The organism is Halohasta salina, from assembly GCF_024178165.1.
GTDB lineage: Archaea > Halobacteriota > Halobacteria > Halobacteriales > Haloferacaceae > Halohasta > Halohasta salina.
Genome location: NZ_JAMZIE010000001.1, coordinates 1 through 15,476 on the forward strand (window position 1 = coordinate 1; position 15,476 = coordinate 15,476).

20 protein-coding genes, 1 tRNA gene and 1 pseudogene are annotated in these 15,476 nt (G+C 66.4%); 12 read left to right on the forward strand and 10 right to left on the reverse strand.

Annotated elements, in window-relative coordinates:
- Positions 1-71 (reverse strand): annotated as a pseudogene (locus tag NKJ34_RS00005) (IS6 family transposase); the annotation flags it as partial.
- Between the two features lie 235 nt (positions 72-306).
- Between NKJ34_RS00005 and yciH the strand changes: the two are divergent.
- Complete coding sequence (yciH, locus tag NKJ34_RS00010) at positions 307-600, forward strand: stress response translation initiation inhibitor YciH (protein WP_253736212.1); 294 nt, start codon at positions 307-309, stop codon at positions 598-600.
- A gap of 118 nt (positions 601-718) precedes the next feature.
- The gene (locus NKJ34_RS00015) at positions 719-2,422 is read left to right on the forward strand and encodes a hypothetical protein (RefSeq protein ID WP_253736213.1); all 1,704 of its coding nucleotides are present in this window, start codon (positions 719-721) and stop codon (positions 2,420-2,422) included.
- On the opposite strand, the gene NKJ34_RS00020 is transcribed toward NKJ34_RS00015, so the two are convergent.
- The gene (locus NKJ34_RS00020; protein ID WP_253736214.1) at positions 2,419-2,772 is read right to left on the reverse strand and encodes a rhodanese-like domain-containing protein; all 354 of its coding nucleotides are present in this window, start codon (positions 2,770-2,772) and stop codon (positions 2,419-2,421) included. The genes NKJ34_RS00015 and NKJ34_RS00020 overlap by 4 nt on opposite strands.
- Before the next feature lie 163 nt (positions 2,773-2,935).
- Here NKJ34_RS00020 and NKJ34_RS00025 point away from each other — a divergent pair, with 163 nt between their 5' ends.
- On the forward strand, positions 2,936-3,448 hold the full coding sequence (locus NKJ34_RS00025) for a universal stress protein (protein ID WP_253736215.1): 513 nt from the start codon (positions 2,936-2,938) through the stop codon (positions 3,446-3,448).
- A gap of 77 nt (positions 3,449-3,525) precedes the next feature.
- Entirely contained in the window at positions 3,526-4,038 is a 513-nt protein-coding gene (locus NKJ34_RS00030) for a universal stress protein (protein WP_253736216.1), read from the forward strand.
- A 5-nt stretch (positions 4,039-4,043) separates the two neighbouring features.
- Here NKJ34_RS00030 and NKJ34_RS00035 read toward each other — a convergent pair whose 3' ends face one another.
- Together NKJ34_RS00035 and NKJ34_RS00040 are read right to left on the reverse strand one after the other, a co-directional pair.
- Entirely contained in the window at positions 4,044-4,604 is a 561-nt protein-coding gene (locus NKJ34_RS00035; protein ID WP_253736217.1) for an NUDIX hydrolase, read from the reverse strand.
- Entirely contained in the window at positions 4,597-5,013 is a 417-nt protein-coding gene (locus tag NKJ34_RS00040) for a hypothetical protein (protein WP_253736218.1), read from the reverse strand. Before NKJ34_RS00040 ends, NKJ34_RS00035 begins: the two co-directional genes overlap by 8 nt.
- 73 nt (positions 5,014-5,086) lie before the next feature.
- On the opposite strand from NKJ34_RS00040, the gene NKJ34_RS00045 reads away from it, so the two are divergent.
- Entirely contained in the window at positions 5,087-6,049 is a 963-nt protein-coding gene (locus tag NKJ34_RS00045) for a DUF5787 family protein (protein ID WP_253736219.1), read from the forward strand.
- Here NKJ34_RS00045 and NKJ34_RS00050 read toward each other — a convergent pair.
- A complete protein-coding gene (locus NKJ34_RS00050) occupies positions 6,046-6,417 on the reverse strand; it encodes a DUF8062 family protein (RefSeq protein ID WP_253736220.1) in 372 nt (123 codons plus the stop codon). The two genes, NKJ34_RS00045 and NKJ34_RS00050, sit on opposite strands and share 4 nt — an antisense overlap.
- A gap of 159 nt (positions 6,418-6,576) precedes the next feature.
- Between NKJ34_RS00050 and NKJ34_RS00055 the strand changes: the two genes are divergently transcribed.
- Complete coding sequence (locus NKJ34_RS00055; protein ID WP_253736221.1) at positions 6,577-6,921, forward strand: four-helix bundle copper-binding protein; 345 nt, start codon at positions 6,577-6,579, stop codon at positions 6,919-6,921.
- A 215-nt stretch (positions 6,922-7,136) separates the two neighbouring features.
- Here NKJ34_RS00055 and NKJ34_RS00060 read toward each other — a convergent pair.
- Together NKJ34_RS00060 and NKJ34_RS00065 are read right to left on the reverse strand one after the other, a co-directional pair.
- Positions 7,137-7,210, reverse strand: a tRNA-Ile gene (locus NKJ34_RS00060).
- A gap of 155 nt (positions 7,211-7,365) precedes the next feature.
- A complete protein-coding gene (locus tag NKJ34_RS00065) occupies positions 7,366-7,953 on the reverse strand; it encodes an FxsA family protein (RefSeq protein WP_253736222.1) in 588 nt (195 codons plus the stop codon).
- A gap of 89 nt (positions 7,954-8,042) precedes the next feature.
- Between NKJ34_RS00065 and NKJ34_RS00070 the strand changes: the two genes are divergently transcribed.
- Positions 8,043-9,680, forward strand: a complete 1,638-nt coding sequence (locus NKJ34_RS00070; RefSeq protein WP_253736223.1) for a DUF255 domain-containing protein — start codon at positions 8,043-8,045, stop codon at positions 9,678-9,680.
- Positions 9,681-9,721: 41 nt separating this feature from the next.
- Positions 9,722-10,540, forward strand: coding sequence for a TrmB family transcriptional regulator (locus NKJ34_RS00075; protein ID WP_253736224.1), 819 nt, complete (start codon positions 9,722-9,724; stop codon positions 10,538-10,540).
- A gap of 1 nt (position 10,541) precedes the next feature.
- On the opposite strand, the gene mptA is transcribed toward NKJ34_RS00075, so the two are convergent.
- The 3 genes from mptA to NKJ34_RS00090 all read right to left on the reverse strand — a co-directional run bounded on the left by mptA (position 10,542) and on the right by NKJ34_RS00090 (position 13,295).
- Entirely contained in the window at positions 10,542-11,474 is a 933-nt protein-coding gene (mptA, locus tag NKJ34_RS00080; protein ID WP_253736225.1) for a GTP cyclohydrolase MptA, read from the reverse strand.
- Between the two features lie 105 nt (positions 11,475-11,579).
- Entirely contained in the window at positions 11,580-11,972 is a 393-nt protein-coding gene (locus tag NKJ34_RS00085) for a DUF7124 domain-containing protein (RefSeq protein WP_253736962.1), read from the reverse strand.
- Positions 11,973-12,056: 84 nt separating this feature from the next.
- Positions 12,057-13,295, reverse strand: coding sequence for an NAD(P)/FAD-dependent oxidoreductase (locus NKJ34_RS00090; RefSeq protein WP_253736226.1), 1,239 nt, complete (start codon positions 13,293-13,295; stop codon positions 12,057-12,059).
- Positions 13,296-13,434: 139 nt separating this feature from the next.
- On the opposite strand from NKJ34_RS00090, the gene NKJ34_RS00095 reads away from it, so the two are divergent.
- The 4 genes from NKJ34_RS00095 to NKJ34_RS00110 all read left to right on the forward strand — a co-directional run bounded on the left by NKJ34_RS00095 (position 13,435) and on the right by NKJ34_RS00110 (position 15,424).
- Complete coding sequence (locus NKJ34_RS00095) at positions 13,435-14,034, forward strand: DUF6149 family protein (RefSeq protein WP_253736227.1); 600 nt, start codon at positions 13,435-13,437, stop codon at positions 14,032-14,034.
- Positions 14,035-14,091: 57 nt separating this feature from the next.
- A complete protein-coding gene (locus NKJ34_RS00100) occupies positions 14,092-14,622 on the forward strand; it encodes a DUF5815 family protein (RefSeq protein WP_253736228.1) in 531 nt (176 codons plus the stop codon).
- 96 nt (positions 14,623-14,718) lie between these two features.
- Complete coding sequence (locus NKJ34_RS00105; RefSeq protein WP_253736229.1) at positions 14,719-14,937, forward strand: hypothetical protein; 219 nt, start codon at positions 14,719-14,721, stop codon at positions 14,935-14,937.
- A 103-nt stretch (positions 14,938-15,040) separates the two neighbouring features.
- Positions 15,041-15,424, forward strand: coding sequence for a hypothetical protein (locus NKJ34_RS00110; RefSeq protein ID WP_253736230.1), 384 nt, complete (start codon positions 15,041-15,043; stop codon positions 15,422-15,424).
- Positions 15,425-15,476: the final 52 nt, after the last annotated feature.

Here is a 15,476-nt window from a genome sequence, read left to right on the forward strand (position 1 = left end):
GTCCGCTCTCGCTCCCAACATTCAAGATTTGCCGTGTCTAACGACTCACTGAGCAGTTCTGGGGATAGCATCAACAACTCAAACCACGAACTGCTCACTTCTCAAACTGGCTTAACTAGACAGTGCCTCGAATCCCGATACACACTCTCGGTAACTGGTGTGAGTACAGGGTGGCTACCCACGACAGTCAGCTAGCACTGACGGTCAGTAGCCTGTGACTACCACGCCGACCGGCCGTCGACCGGCGCGAGCGACCGGTGGGGTCCCGACACTGTTTAATATGGCCGTCTTGTAGGTCCGGACGTAATGTCGGAAGTCTGCTCGACGTGTGGATTGCCTGATGAACTCTGCGTCTGCGAGGACGTCGCCAAAGAGTCTCAACAGATCAACATCCGCATCGACGAGCGCCGCTATGGAAAAGAGGTAACGGTCATCGAAGGATTCGACCCGCGGGACGTGGACATGAGTAGTCTGTCCTCGGATCTCAAGTCGAAGTTCGCCTGTGGCGGGACGATCGAGGACGACGCGATCGAACTCCAGGGGAACCACCGCGGCCGCGTGGAGGATTTCCTCCGCGAGAAAGGCTTTACCGTCGCGTGACCGGCACCTGAATCCACACGTCGACCGCCGACTGTTTTCACCACTTCGAGCGGCCGCGTCGTCGGCCGATCTATCAGAAACCCTGTAGAGTTTTAGGCCGCCCACGCTTCCCTCCGGTATGCGACGCGACGTTGTCGTCGTGGCCATCTTCGTCCTCGTCGGCTCTCTGGCGGTGCTGCCGGCCGTCGGGGCGGCCGCGCCCGCCGACGAGATTCGACTGACGACGACCGTCGACCGAGCTCCCGACCATCCCGGCGAGATCGCCGCGACGGTCTCGTTTCGGCTCCCCGACCGTGTCACCGAGCTCTCCCCGGAGCTTCCCGAGGGAGCGACGGTCACCGGGACCGATGGGTTCTCGTCGTCCAACGGGGGTGACTACAGTTGGGACGGCCGAACTGACTCCCCATCGATCACGTTCCGCGTCGACGCCGACCAGATGACCGACGACGAGGGACCGCTGGCCGAGGACGGACAGTACCTGTTTACCGCCACCGACGAGTGGGCGCTGGTCCGGATCCCCTCGGTCGGGGTCGGCTGGACCCAGACCGGCCGGGAAGAACTCACGGTCGACCGCGAGACCGCCGTCGACGGGCCGGGGGTCGCCGGCGACCGAATGGCGTATCTCGGCGAGTACAGCGTCGTCCGCCGGACCGCCCACGGCCAGACGTTCCACCTCGTGATTCCCGAGGCCGCGGAGCTGGCCGAGTCGCCCGAGGCGATTCTCGACTCGGTGAGCCACGCCTCGGACGCCCTGCGGGTCGGCGACCGTGACCGGGAGGTGCTGGTGATCGCCGCGCCGACCGACGGCGTCGACTGGGGGGTTCGGGGCCTCCAGACCGGCGACGCCGAGCTGTGGGTCCAAGACAGCGAGCGGCTCGACACGCCAACCAACGTCTGGATCCACGAGTACGTCCACACCAGACAGGCCTTCGCCAACCGGACGGCCGCCGACACGCGGTGGCTCACCGAGGCGACCGCGACCTACTACGCCGCCCTGCTGACCCTCGAAGACGACCGGATCGCCTTCGACGAGTTCCGGCGGGCCCTCGAACTGGGCGCGAAGGCCCCCCAGTCGACGTCGACGCTGAGCCGCCCGGATAGCTGGCAGGCCGACGCCAACTACGGGAAGGGGTCGCTGGTCGTCGGCGAGCTCGACCGGCGGATGCGGCTGTCGACCGACGGCGAGGCGAGCTTCGGCACCGTCTTCGGGTCGCTGAACCGCAACGGTGAGGAGCTGACCGCCGACGAGTTCGAGGCCGCTGTCGCGTCGGCCTCCACGCAGTCGGTCGGAACGGCTGCGGGTGACTATACGCGAACTGACGCCACGCCCGCCGTCTGGTCGGCGGCCGACCACGCCGCGGCGTTCGGTCAGTCGCCGGCCGGATTCGCGTTCCGACTCGCCAACGCGTCGATCACCGTCGCGGGCGGGGACCGAACCGAACCGCTGAACCGCACCGACCCCCGCATCGCCGCCGGCGAGACCCTCGCGGTCGAGGTCGACGTCGAGAACGTCGGCGGGACGGTCGGCGACTACGAACTCCCCTTCGGCGTCGACAACCGGACGTCGACCGAACGCGGTCGGCTCGCTCCCGGCGAGACCGCCAGCCACCGGTTTACCCACACCTTCGACGACCCCGGCCGATACACCGTCGTCGCTGGCGACGACCGGATCGACCTGCGGGTCGAAGCGGCGGAGTCGGAGCCACCGATCCCCGATCCGTCCGACGAGCCGATCGCGGTCGACACGCCGGGGTTCGGGGTGATCCCCGCGGTTAGTGTGCTCCTACTAATAAGTCTGGCCGCACGTCGGCTGGCGGATTAAAACGGTGATTCGGGGCCTTCGTCGGGGGCCGCGGTCGCGGCCTCGAACTCGCCGTCCCACGCGGTGAGCCCACCGTGCATGCTCTCGACACGGGCGGTGTCGGTGCCCTCGTAGGAGGCGATGAGTCGGGCCGCCTGAATGCTCGATTCGCCGTGGGGACAGACGGTCACGATGTGGTCGGCGTCGGCGAGCGACGCGACGCGCTGGGGGAGTTCGGGAAACGGGATGTTCTCGCTGCCGGGAATGTGACCCCGTCGGAAAGCCGCTGGCGAGCGGATGTCGACGATCCGCGGCTCGTCGGCCGTTCCCAGCAGTGACTCGACCGCCGCGGGACTGATCTCGGCGTCCATACCCGAGGCTGCCGGCCGACTCGGATAAGTCCCCCGAGTCTTCCCGTCGGCGCGACAGTCCGACGGAGAACTTTATACAGTATAACAGAGTGTTTGTTTTATCTGTGCTTGCACACACATTTATACGGCCGTCGCCCGTACCGTCCGGTGGAGTGGTTTCCCCGTGTACGACACGATTCTCTATCCGACCGACGGGAGCAAAGGTGCAGACGCGGTGATCGACCACGCTCGCGACCTCGCGGGCCGCTACGACGCGACGGTTCACGTGCTGTTCGTCGTCGACGCCGAACACGTCGAGTCGGGGATGGCCCCTCGGCACGACGAGGACGGCCGGCGGGTGACGGGGATGATGAAACGCGAGGAGGAACTCGCCGGCGAGGGCCACATGTCGCGGCACGACGATGGGTTGTTCGAGGCTCTCGAACGGCAGGGCCACGAGGTGACCGAGGCGATCGCCGAGACACTACGCGAGTCTGGTATCGAGGCCGTCCCGGTCGTCCGGGAGGGTGAACCCTTCCGGGTGATCACCGACTACGCTACGGACATCGATGCCGACCTCATTGCGATGGGTACCCACGGCCGCCGTGGGATCAGCCGACAGCTAATCGGCAGCGTTACCGAGAAGGTCGTCCGGACCGCCGAAACCCCGGTGTTGACCGTCCGACTCGACACGTAGCCCTCGACTCCCTGCCCATCGAACTGGACACTGGCTTTATATGACAGCCGTCTGAACTAGCTGTCGGGTGGTTCACTGTGTACAATCACATCCTGTATCCGACCGACGGAAGCGAGGCCTCGGAAGCGACGATCGACCACATCAAGAGTCTTGCCGACCAGTACGATGCCCGCGTGCATATCCTCTATGTCGTCGACTCGGACCACAACGAGTCGTCGATGACGCTCAAGCGGGACTCCGAAGGCAACTGGAAGACCGGCATGGTAAGCCGCGGACCCGGTGAGGATCAGGGTGGGATGTCACGCGACAAGGTCGACGTCCTCGAAGTGCTTGAACGCGAGGGCGAGGAGCTCGTCGCAGAGATCGCCGGCGAGCTGAGCCAAGAGGAGGGGATCAAGACCGCCACCGCCTGCAAGCGGGGCAAACCCCACCGCGTGATCTGTTCGTACGCCGCGGACAACGACATCGACCTCATCGCCATGGGTACCCACGGCCGCAGCGGGGTGAGCCGACAGCTGATCGGCAGCGTCACCGAGAAAGTCGTTCGGACCGCCGATACCCCGGTGTTGACGGTCCGACAGTCCGACTAGCGGCGCTACAGCACGCCTTCTTTTTCGGCGAGCAGGACGCCCTCGACAGTCGCGTCGTTCGTCGGCTGTTCGCGCCCGACGGCGACCGCCTCCTCGACTGGGATCGCTTCGGGCACCAGAAACTCGTTGCTGTCGAGTTCCCGGTCGACCGGCGACAGGTCCTCGGCGACCACGAACCCGCGGCGGTGTCGGAGCAGGCCGGTCGAACACCACATCGTCTGGAGCAGCCGGGTCGTTGCGGGCTCGAAGCCGGTCTCCTCTTGGAGTTCGCGGGCGGCCGCCTCGCAAAACGATTCCCCGGGTTCGACGATCCCCGCGGGCAGTTCCAGCTGCGTCTCCCGGATGGTCGGCCGGTACTGCTCGACGAACAGCAGTTGCCCGTCGGTCACGCCGACGATTACCACGGCGGGCGCGAGTTCGGCCCAGTAGTAGCGCTTGGTCGACCCGTCGGGCTGTTCGACCATATCGTAGCCGCCGGTGTACCAGCCGGTTTCGTACTCGGTGACCGACTCGACGACGGGCCACTCGGGGGCGGCGAGTTCGGCCAGCGCGTGGCGATCACGCATCGTCGACCCCGTCCCCCTCTCCCGCCGTGACGACGGTCACGTGGTAGCGCCCGCTGTCGTGGTCGATCACGACGCCGTCGCCGTCGTCGCGGACGGCCGCAGGTTCTAGCTGCTGGAGGGCGTCGACCTCGTCGAACGGCGAGTGGGTGAACGTCGTTTTGAACCCGCCGAGGCCGCGCTGGTAGCCGTCCGACCGGCCGTCATCGGCGGCCAGCGCCGCCGTCAGATACGGATACCGTCGTTCGCTGATCGACTCGGCGTCGACCGCCGCCCCGTCGTCGTCGGTCGCCGTCGCTTCGAGGTAGTAGTACTCCCCCGCGCCGAGATAGCCCGGCAGCGCACCCAGCGCCAACAGCCCGACGACCACCAGCCCGACGATCAGCAGGGCGTTCCGCATGATTCGGCGCATACTCACCGTTGGCGACGGTATCGAATAGGGATTTCGACACCGGGTTTATGCGCCGGGCGGTCCTGCTGGCTCCATGGAGTTCCGGTTCGAGGTGGCGCTCTGCGGCTGGCTCGAAGCCCACACCGACTGGCTCGTCGCCCGCCAACTCGGCGGCGCGGTCGCCGACCCCGGGAGCCGGATCGTCGACGTCTGTGGGTTGCGGCCGGGCCCGGAGTTCGACCGACGGACCGCGATCACGAGCGGGACGATCCCCCCGCTGGCGATCGAGAGCGACGTCGGAGCCGGCGAGGCCGTCTTCTGGCGCGAGGCCTTCGACTGCTCGCCCGACCACGCCCGGAGCGTCGTCGACCGGGCGGTCGAGTGTGGGTTTTTCGCCGCCGAGCGCCGCAACGGCCGGCGCTACGTCCGGCAAACCACGCGGTATCCCGACTGGATCGGCGGGCTCGTCGGGATCGAAAACAAGCCCGATCTCTCGCGGCCGGGGGACCTCGACCGCCAACTCCGGCTCGACGTCTCGCTGGGGCTGTTCGACGAGGTAATTCTGGCCACTGAGAGCTACGTCACCCGCGCCCATCTCAATCGGCTCCCCAAAGCGGTCGGCGTCTGGCGGTTCGACCCCGACGACGGCGAGCGGACCGTGATCCGGGAGCCGACGCCGCTGTCGACCGCCGAGCCGGGGGTCGAACTCCGGGCCCAGCAACCGCTCCGGACCGATATCGCGTTCGTCACGCCGGACGAAAAAGGGCGCCAGCGCCGCCGGGTCGCCGAACGTGCCTACGGCAAGGGGTGGCGAACCTACACGTTCCCCGGCTGTCGACACGCCCGAGGGACCGACGACGGCCGCCCCCACTGCGGGTGGTTCGATCGGGTGGTCGAGCCGGCGACCGACTGTGGGGCCGACTGCGAGGCCTTCGAGCCGGCCGACCCGCCGGCGGTCGACACCGACGCGATCCGGAACCGGCGGGGGCCGTGGGTGGCCGATCCCGAGGGAGTCGTCCGCTCCCAGAGCGGCCTCGATCGGTTCGTCGACCGCTAGGGGCTCTCGGGAGTCACCACGAGATCGATATCGTCGGCGGCGTAGCTGAGCCGCACCGGGTGGCTGGTGTGGCGGGCGTGGGTTTCGGCCCAGCGTCGGGCCGGCCGCTCGTCGAGATAGGCGTCGGTGTCAGGACACTGCTCGCAGTCGACGACCCACGGCGAGACGTCGTCGGGAAAATGACCGGTGTGACGTTTGTGGTCGAGGGCGAACTGCTCGAAGGCCTGGTTGCCGGCGTACAGCGTTTCGAGTTCGTAGGTGAGTTCCCACGTCCGGTCGCAGCGCGAACAGCTGATCGTCGGCGTGTCGTCGACCGGCTCGTCGAGTGCTGGCGGGGTTCGGTCGGTGTCGTCTGGCGGGGTCGGCACACCCACCACTACCGAGCCCGAACGTATGTATTTACCCACCCAGTAGGGAGTGGCTACTCGGGAGTAGCCGGTGGCTTCGCCCGTGATACAGACAGGGCGGTATCACGATGCAAACCCGCCATAACGCCTGTCGCTTCCCCCGTGGATAGCTGGTGTGCGATGGCAATTCAACAGCTCCACCAGCAGAACACCGAACTCAGCGAGTGTATCGACAACTGTTCGGAGGCCGTCCAAGCCTGCGAGATGTGTGCGGATGCCTGCGCCGAAGCGGGCGAGGAGATGGTGCGGTGTCTCCGACTCTGTCGTGACGTTGCCGACCTCGCCTCGATGCATGCCCGGTTTATGGCCCGTGAATCCGAGTTCCACGCCGCACAGGCGTCGCTGGTCGCCGACGCCGCCGAAACCTGCCGCGATGAGTGTGCGCAGTTCGACGCCGACCACTGTCAGACCTGCGCCGAAGTGTTGGAGCCCTGTATCGAAAGCTGCCGGGCGATGGCCCAGTAGGGAGTCGGTGTCGACCGCGTAGTACCCGACTAACAATATGTCTCTCCTCGATTTTTCGGGATACGCGACGGTAGTGTAGCAGCATCACGCGGCCGTTTCCACGGTCGTAACGCAGCGTGCAACTCCTGCCCGTCGCATCCGTCGATCACGGGACTCACGTCTCGACGGTGTAGGTGCGGTAAGAATTGGCTGGGGAGGTGCGCCGTAACCTGTGATGGGTCGACACGGATTTGAACCGCGGACCTCCCGGTTATCAGCCGAGCGCTCAACCTAACTGAGCTATCGACCCGATCTGGCGCATCTCATCGTAGCGCCGGGTTCTGTTTAAGCGTTTCCTTTCCCCACCGTTACGTCAGTCGGTTTCACGGCGCACCGTCCCACCGTCGGCCGGTCGACACACTCGACTCACGACTCAGTGTCGAGTGCCAACACGACCGCTTCGTGCTAGGAATCCGACTGCGGTTCGCGTTCGGTTTCGTCGTCGACCTGTTCGAAGTCGACGTCGACGATGTCGTCGTCGACGTTGCCGTCCCGCGACTGTCGTGTCGCCTGTTCGTGACCCATCTCGAAGCCATCGCCCCCGTGGTCCGCCGCCTGCTCCGGGTCGGGAAAGCCGAAGGTCCACGCCGCACCGCTGCCGAGGCCACCGGTCTGTTTGTCGATGTAGGGGACGACGACCCAGCGTTTGAGCGCGACCCGGATCGGGTATCGCGTCGGCGGCAACACCAACAGGAAGCCGATGAGGTCGGTGACGAGGCCGGGCGTGAGCAGAAACGCACCCGAGGCGATCAACAGCCCGCCGTCGAGCAGTTCGTCGGTCGGCGGCGAGCCAGCCGCGAGCTTGCGCTGGAACCGACGCAAGGTAGATCGGCCCTCCGCGCGGACGAGAACCATCCCGATGAGGCCGGTGAGGACGACGAGCGCGACCGTCTGGAGCCACGTCAGCAACTCCATCCCGACGATCGCCACGAGGACGAAGGCGTCGACCAGCGGGATGAGAAGCAACGACACGAGCAGGGTGCGCGTTCGCATGGCTCCTGATTGCGTCCCGCCGTCTATAACCTCTTTCGTCGACGTCCCCGTGCCGAAGCCCTTAGGCGGCGGCCGCACCGAGGGGTCGTATGAACGAGCCGACCCGCGTCGACTGGCGGCCGTGGGGGCCCGAGGCCTTCGCCGAGGCCGAACGCACCGAGACCCCGATTTTGCTGTCGCTGACTGCGACGTGGTGTGGGGCCTGCCACGAGATGGACGCCCGGATCTACGCCGAGCCGCGAATTGCCGCCAACGTCAACGACAGCTTCGTCCCCGTCCGCGCCGACGTCGACCGCCACCCGCGCGTCCGGGAACGCTACAACATGGGCGGGTTTCCAACTACTGCCTTCCTTACTCCGCAGGGAGAACTCCTCTCGGGGACGACCTACCTCGGTCCCGACGGGATGCGACAGGTCGTCGACCGGATCCGCCAACTCTGGGGAGACAAGGGTGCCGAGGCCGGTCGGGTCCCCCGGGCGCTCGCCGACGAGCCGACCCCCGCCGGCGACCTCGACGAACGGATCGAGGAGCATATCGCGGGCCAACTCTCCGAGCAGTTCGATCCCCGCCACGGTGGCTGGGGAACCGAGGCGAAGTTCCCGCTGCCGCGGACCATCGAGTTCGCCCTCAAACGCGAGCGCCAGCAGGCCCTCCAGACGCTCGATGCGATCGCCCAACACCTCCACGATACGGTCGACGGCGGCTTCTTCCGCTTTGCCACGGGCGGCGACTGGTCGGATGTCCGCTATGAGAAGGTCCTCGATACCAACGCCGCCCTCCTGCGGGCGTTTGCCAACGCCTACCTCTACACCGGCGAGGCGGCCTACCGCGAGCCCGCCGCCCGGACGGTCGAGTACCTCACCGAGACGCTCTGGACCGGGATCGCTGTCGGCGGCAGCCAAGGCCCCGGCCAAGGAGCGGCCTACTACAGCCTCGATGCCGACGAACGCGCCGACCACGAGTCCCCACGGACCGATCTCACCGTCTTCGCCGGTGGCAACGCCTTGGCCGCCGACGCCCTGCTGACCTACTACAGCTACACCGACGACGAGACGGCCCGAAGCTACGCCGCGCGGATTCTCGATGCCCTCGAAGGCGAACTGGTCGACGTCGACTCCGGCGTCGTCACTCATTATCGGGCTGGCGAGGAGACCGGCGAGACCCATCTGCTGGAGGATGCCGCGAGCGTCCTCACAGCGTGGTGTCGGGCCCGGCAGGTCCTCGGCGGCGAGCGGTACACCACTGTCGCCCAGCGAGTTACCGACGAGACGATCGACACGCTGTGGGACGGCGACGCGTTCCGCGACGGCCCGGCCCGCGGCGAGGGGCTCTGCGACCGGCCGCTGTACCCGATCGATAGCAGCGTCGCCTTCGCCGACGGACTGCTTGATCTGGCGGCAGTTACCGGCGAGGAGCGCTACCGCAAGGTTGCGGCCGAGGCTATCGAGGCGTTCGCCGGCGCGTGGGACCGGATCGGCGTGCAGGTCGCCGGCTACGGCAGCGTCGCCGCCCGACTCACCGGCGGCGATCTCGTCGTCGACGTCGGCGGCCCCGCCGGTTCGGACCTCCACCGGGCGGCCCTCCGGGTCGCCGACCACGAGATCGTCGTCGTCCCCGACGCCGCAGGGGTCGACGCCGGCGAAGCGACGGTCCGCGGCAGCGATACCTCGGCGACCGACCCCGAGACGCTGGTCGACCGGGTGTCGGCGGCCGCGGCGAACCGATAAACCTCCGACGAGTTTTTGGTAGCGGATGACGCTCTTCCGGTATGCCTAGCCTGCGCGATCTCGGTCTTTCGGAGTACGAAGCCCGGTCGTACCGGTCGTTGCTCCGGACTGGACCGACAACCGCCAAGGAGTTGTCACGAACGAGCGAGGTGCCGATGGGTCGGATCTACGACGTGCTCAACAGCCTCGAACAGCACAATCTGGTCCGGAGTCAGGCCGCCGGCCGCCCGAAGAAGTACGTCGCCGTCGAGCCGGAGGTGGCCCTCGACCGGCTGCTGGAGGCCAAACAGCGCGAACTCGACGAGCAGGCCCGTCAGTACGAGGAGGTCGTCGACACCCTCATCGAGGAGATCGACGCGACCGCCCCGGTCGACGAGCAGTTCTGGACCGCCGCGGTCGGCCCCGAGGAAACACTCGAACTCCTGCTCGAACGGATCGCGGCCGCCGAGGCGGAGTTGATCTACGTCGCCGGCTCTCCCGGCTCGGGGATCGACCTCCGGAGCGCCACCGACCGGGTCACCGACAAGCTCCAGGCGGCCCTCGACCGCGGGGTCGACGTCGACCTGCTCGTGACGCCGACGGTGGTCGCCGATCTCTCCGAGCGGAGCGTCAACCGCTATCACGGCCGGCTCGACGACTACGAGAACTTCGCGGTCCGCATCCTCGACGGCGTCGACGGCACGTTCATGCTCGTCGACGGGGTCGAGGTCTGTATCGAAGTGCCAAACCCGCTGGATCCGACCGAGGCCTTCGCCATGATCGATCTCAAGGACGACGCCTTCGCCGCCGACGTTCGCGAGGAGTTCGCCCCGCGGTGGGACCGCGCCGAACCGCTCGAACCGTCGGCAGACAAGAGCTGACTCAGGCGTCGCCGTGTAGCTCGCTTCGGAGCTGGCCCAGCGTGACTTCGCGTTCGGCGTGGGCGTTGTGCTGGTGGATCGATTCGTCGTTGGACTGCCGAATATAAACGACCGCCGAGTCCGCGAGGTGGTCGAACTCCTCGACGGCACCCTCGGCGAGTGCGCGCACACAGTCCTCGACGAACTTGGCATCCGAGTGGGCTTCGAAGGTCATGTGGTCCTCGTCGGGCCGTTTGGCGAGGTTGTAGATCCGCGCGCTCATCGAGTCGCGGGCGATGTCGATGATATCCCGGAGGTCGACGTCCGGGCTCCCCTCGCTGGTGACCGTCAGCGTCGCGTGGCCGCGCTGGGAGTGCCCCGGCTGTGGGACGCGGTCTAAGAACTCGTCGATGACGTCGCGGTCGACGTCGAGGTCCTGTAGTTCTTCGCGGGCACGGGACTCGGACATCCCCTGCGAGCAGGGACAGACCGTCATCCCCGTGACCTCGGCACCGATCTCCTCGTGGGTGCCCTCCTCGGTGGCGGTCGCGCTGGCGATGATCGTCGCGGTGTTTTGGGTCTGCTTGTCGCTGGCGGGGGTCTCTTCTTTCGTGATGAGTTCGGCGGTCATCTTCACCTCGGCCGTCGAGGTGTAGTCGTGTTTGGCCAGCAGGCGTTCGGCGGCCTCCCCGCAGACGTCTTCGACCCGGTAGGCCTCGGCCTCGGTGGCCTCTTCGAGGATCTCGTCGATGACCTCCATGTTCCGGCTCATGTCGATCCCCTTGCGGCCGCCCGGCAGGTCGACGAACACTTCGAACTCCGCCATCAGAACGATGGGCCGCTTCCCGTTGCGGGCGAGTTTGACGAGTTTTTCGACGCCTGTCACACCGACTTGGCTGAGCCCGACGGCGACCTCTGGACGAGCGGCCTGCACGTCGGGGAGCTGGTGACTCATTACGCGTATTAGGCGTGTCCGCTGATTAGGACTTTCGGTCGGCGAAACCGCTGCAGCTACCGTTGAGACCCCACAACTAGCTAGTGGTCGTCCCGTCGACCGCGTTCAGGGCCAGTCGTCGCGCGTGTCGTCGTCGAAAAAGTCATCGTCGCTCTCGTCGGCGGCTATCTCCCACTCGGCGGCCTCGGCGGCCTGCTCCAAGGGGAGGTACTCCCAGCCCGTCTCCGCGGCGATCGCTTCGTCGTCCTCGGAGGTGCCGATGAAGACGTGGCGGTCGGTATCGAACTGCTCGGCGACGTTCTCCAAGCTCTCGGCGACGCCTCGTGGGCCCGAAAAGAAGTCCTGCCGGACGCGGTGTTTCCGTGTGAAGTTCGTCACGACGTAGGTCGGCTTCTCGCTGACGACGCCGACGTACTCGGTCCACTGTCGGGCGTCGTTGAACACGGCGTTCGGGTCCGCAAGCGACTGCAACGCGTCGAGTTCCAACGCCAGTGTCATCTCGCCGCCCTCGCTTCCTCCGTTCATACCCGCGTTACTCCTCGACCGCCGAAAACCGCTTCGCTTGTTGGTCGACGCCGGTCGCTACTGTTGCTGTGTGGCGGCGATGTCGTCGGCGCTGAACTCCTCGTTCAGCAGGACCTCTTTCTGGTCGCCGACGTAGGTCTCCTCGCGCATGAGCTGTTTGAGACCGCTCTGGGGGGCCAGATCACCGATCAGGACGCCGCCGACGACCTTGCCGTCCTTGATGGCGATCCGCCGCCACTCCGTGTCGGAGTACTTCTTCGAGACCGCCTCCTCGCCCAGCGTCGGGTGACCGAACGAGAGGAACGGGAAGTCGAAGTGGGTGATCGAGTACGACGAGACCCAGCGGAACGCGTCGCTTTCGGGCTCGATCATGTTTTTGGCGGCGATGGTGCCCTGTTCCTTCGCGGAGCCCCACGAGCCGTTCTGGGCGTACTCCCCGAGGATCGTATCGTAGTAGCGGGTGAGGTCGCCCGCCGCGAAGATGTCGTCGGCGCTGGTGCGCATGTACTTGTCGACCACGACGCCGTCGTCGGTCTCAATCTCGAAGTCCTGCAGCAGTTCGAGGTTGAAATCGAGGCCGATGGCGATGCCGACGAACTCCGAGTCGAAGACCTCGCCGTTGGGGTCGACCGTCGAGACGACGTGGCCGTCGTCGTCGGTCTCGAAGCGGTCGACGCCGCTGCCGAAGACGGGTGTGACGCCCCGTTCGCGCATGGCATCGTGCATGATTTCGGCACCCTCGGGTTCCAGCGCGTAGCGCCACCAGCTTTCGCCGCGCATCAGGTAGTTGGCTTCGACCTCTTGGGCCCCACAGATCGCCGCCAGGTCGATTCCCAGCAGCCCCGCGCCGACGATGGTCGCCGAGTCGGCGCCCTCGATGTGTTCGCGGATCCCCCGGGCGTCTTGGAACGTCCAGAAGTGGTGGATGCCGTCGGCGTCGGCGTTTTCGACCGGCAGTTGGGTCGGCGTGCCGCCGGTCGCGATGAGGAGTTTGTCGTACTCGATCGTCTCGCCCTCGTGGGTCGACACCGTGTGGGCGGCGGGGTCGATGTCGGTGACGACCGTATCGAGTTGGAGGTCGATATCGCGGTCGTCGTACCAGCTTTCGTCGTGGATCGAGATCGGCGCCTCGGGGAGCTTGCCCTTCGCAAACTCCTTGATCAGGATGCGGTTGTAGAGGGCTTCGCCCTCCTCCGTAATGACGGTCACGTCGGCCTCGGGGGCCTCCTCGCGAAGCGTCTCCGCCGCGGAGCTGCCCGCGATCCCGTCGCCGATGATCACGTACGACTCGGTCATACCCACGCGTTCGTAGCCCGGGCTAAAGTGGGTTGCTATCGCTCCGACCGTTGGCGAGACGTGCCGGACACCCGGCGGATTCGCCATCGGCCGACCCGTTGCGTGGGCTTCAAGACGGTCGAAACCCTATAGATAGCCGATGAAAATCCGCCAGAACCTGCGCCACTGGGCCGCCAAAAAGGCGCTGACGACGCCGGTCATCAAGGACGTCGCCAACGACAAACTGGTCGACCTCCACACGGAGATCTTCCTCGGGAAGGCCGACGAATCGGCCCGCGAGGCCCGCCGGACCCACCTCGATGGCTTCTTCGATGCGACGATGGACACCTACGTCGCCGCCCTCGAAGCCGGCCACACCGAGGCCGAGGCCCGGGAGATCACCCACATTCAGGCCAACTTCGATTTCTTCAACCACGGCTGGACCGAGATGATGGAGATCCCCGCCGAGGAGTTCGAGGCCCACTTCCGGCGCTACGAGGCGTTTTTCAAACGCTACGGGATCTCGGTCGACGATCCGCTCGGCGAGTTCGAGCCGGCCGGTGGTGTCCCTTCGGCGCCCGAAACACCGGAGAAACGCGACCAGCCGGCCTACGAGAACGCGATCGCGGGCTTCGCCGACGACGTCTACGTGCAGGACGACACCGGGACGGTCCATCAGGGTGGCGGCACCGCCGAACCGGCCGGCGTCGACCCCAGCGAGGCCCCCGGCCTCGACGAGACCGACCTCGCCGACAGCTAAGCCACCGGGGCCGGCCGAGAGCGCGGCAGTTAACAGGCCGGCGGTCCAAGCCGGTGTATGGCAGAACCACGCGTCCCGGGCGGCCGGGGCGAACGCGTCGACCTCCCCTGCGGCGAGAGCGTCCCGCTCGGGAGCTTCGACCTCGGGATGCGGGCCTTCGACTGCGACTGCGGGTCGACCCACGGCGTCGTCATGGACGTCCACCCGCCCGATCGGTTCCTTCCGGAGTTCCTCGTCGAGATCCTCCGGGAGGCCATCGAGACCACGAGCGAGGAGATGCCGGAGTTCGGTACCCCGCACCTGCTGGGGATCGTCCTCGAAGAGTACCCCGAGGCGGTGGTCGCCCACGACGCCACCGAGGATCAGGACGTCGGCTTTGCGATGTTGTGGGTGACCGACTTCGACTCCCGGCGGCTCCACGAACTCATCGTCGAACTCGTCATCGAGTTGATGGAACACGCCGTCTCCCACGCCGACGATACCAGCGCCCTCACCGAGTTCGAACAACAGATGCACGAGTTTTCCATTCCGGAGTTCGTCGACCAGTACCGCGATCAGCGTGATCTCGACGCCGAGGCCTTCTACTGACGCGGTGATCGTCGACAGCTCCCAAACGCCCGACAGGCAGTCTGTCTGACAGCTGTCACACGTAGATTGAAACCCGATGTTGCCGTACCGTCTCGTATGCACACCACACACCGGGACGCCGACCGTCTGCGGGGTGTGCTCGCCGACGCCGACGAGCCGCTGACAGCTCGTGAGATACTGCAGGCGCTGGAGGACCGCGGTGAGACGGGATTCGAGAGTCCTCACCAGATCGCCACCGTGCTAGGGCGGTGGGCCGATCGGGGGGCCGTAACCGTCCACACCACCCAGCCCTACCGCTACCAGCTCGACACGTGAGGCCTCCGTAGTTTCTTTCTACCGTTAGTAGGAACTCCTTACCAGCGGTCTCGGTCGGTGGCGGTGTTCCTAACCAAGGGGTTCGGGCCCGTCGACCGAGGCGATGGCCTTCGCAATCGTGCATTTCACCGTCGGGTTCGTGACCGTGCTGGCGCTCCTCTGGCTGGTTCCGGTTACTCGCTACCGGCTCACGGGGGCATTTGTCGGCGGAGGCTTGGCATTGGTACCCGACGCAGGGAAGCTGCTTGATGGACGCTGGGGTGTGTGGTTCGACGCGTTTCACGACAGCGGGACCGCCGACATCTTCTTTCTGCACGCGACCCTCGACGGGCCGGCGTTTCGCGCTCACAACATCGAACTCACCTTCCTGTCGCTGTCGGCACTCGGTGCCGCCTTTCTCCTCTACGATTGGCGGTTCGGTCACACTCCCTCTGCGGGGGTGTCGGGGTCGACCGACTCCGCGAGCCGGGACCACGACCGGCTGTAGCCGCTGCCTTCCGCGGGTAGTCGACGCCTACTCTCGGTAGCCGGTGTCTAGG

What these genes read in the sequence shown, in the direction of transcription:
- yciH (WP_253736212.1), top strand. Translation starts at nt 307, where the DNA reads ATGTCGGAAGTCTGCTCGACGTGTGGATTGCCTGATGAACTCTGCGTC.
- NKJ34_RS00015 (WP_253736213.1), top strand. Translation starts at nt 719, where the DNA reads ATGCGACGCGACGTTGTCGTCGTGGCCATCTTCGTCCTCGTCGGCTCT.
- NKJ34_RS00020 (WP_253736214.1), bottom strand. Translation starts at nt 2,772, where the DNA reads ATGGACGCCGAGATCAGTCCCGCGGCGGTCGAGTCACTGCTGGGAACG.
- NKJ34_RS00035 (WP_253736217.1), bottom strand. Translation starts at nt 4,604, where the DNA reads ATGCGTGATCGCCACGCGCTGGCCGAACTCGCCGCCCCCGAGTGGCCC.
- NKJ34_RS00040 (WP_253736218.1), bottom strand. Translation starts at nt 5,013, where the DNA reads ATGCGCCGAATCATGCGGAACGCCCTGCTGATCGTCGGGCTGGTGGTC.
- NKJ34_RS00045 (WP_253736219.1), top strand. Translation starts at nt 5,087, where the DNA reads ATGGAGTTCCGGTTCGAGGTGGCGCTCTGCGGCTGGCTCGAAGCCCAC.
- NKJ34_RS00055 (WP_253736221.1), top strand. Translation starts at nt 6,577, where the DNA reads ATGGCAATTCAACAGCTCCACCAGCAGAACACCGAACTCAGCGAGTGT.
- NKJ34_RS00065 (WP_253736222.1), bottom strand. Translation starts at nt 7,953, where the DNA reads ATGCGAACGCGCACCCTGCTCGTGTCGTTGCTTCTCATCCCGCTGGTC.
- NKJ34_RS00070 (WP_253736223.1), top strand. Translation starts at nt 8,043, where the DNA reads ATGAACGAGCCGACCCGCGTCGACTGGCGGCCGTGGGGGCCCGAGGCC.
- NKJ34_RS00075 (WP_253736224.1), top strand. Translation starts at nt 9,722, where the DNA reads ATGCCTAGCCTGCGCGATCTCGGTCTTTCGGAGTACGAAGCCCGGTCG.
- mptA (WP_253736225.1), bottom strand. Translation starts at nt 11,474, where the DNA reads ATGAGTCACCAGCTCCCCGACGTGCAGGCCGCTCGTCCAGAGGTCGCC.
- NKJ34_RS00085 (WP_253736962.1), bottom strand. Translation starts at nt 11,972, where the DNA reads ATGACACTGGCGTTGGAACTCGACGCGTTGCAGTCGCTTGCGGACCCG.
- NKJ34_RS00090 (WP_253736226.1), bottom strand. Translation starts at nt 13,295, where the DNA reads ATGACCGAGTCGTACGTGATCATCGGCGACGGGATCGCGGGCAGCTCC.
- NKJ34_RS00095 (WP_253736227.1), top strand. Translation starts at nt 13,435, where the DNA reads ATGAAAATCCGCCAGAACCTGCGCCACTGGGCCGCCAAAAAGGCGCTG.
- NKJ34_RS00100 (WP_253736228.1), top strand. Translation starts at nt 14,092, where the DNA reads ATGGCAGAACCACGCGTCCCGGGCGGCCGGGGCGAACGCGTCGACCTC.
- NKJ34_RS00105 (WP_253736229.1), top strand. Translation starts at nt 14,719, where the DNA reads ATGCACACCACACACCGGGACGCCGACCGTCTGCGGGGTGTGCTCGCC.
- NKJ34_RS00110 (WP_253736230.1), top strand. Translation starts at nt 15,041, where the DNA reads ATGGCCTTCGCAATCGTGCATTTCACCGTCGGGTTCGTGACCGTGCTG.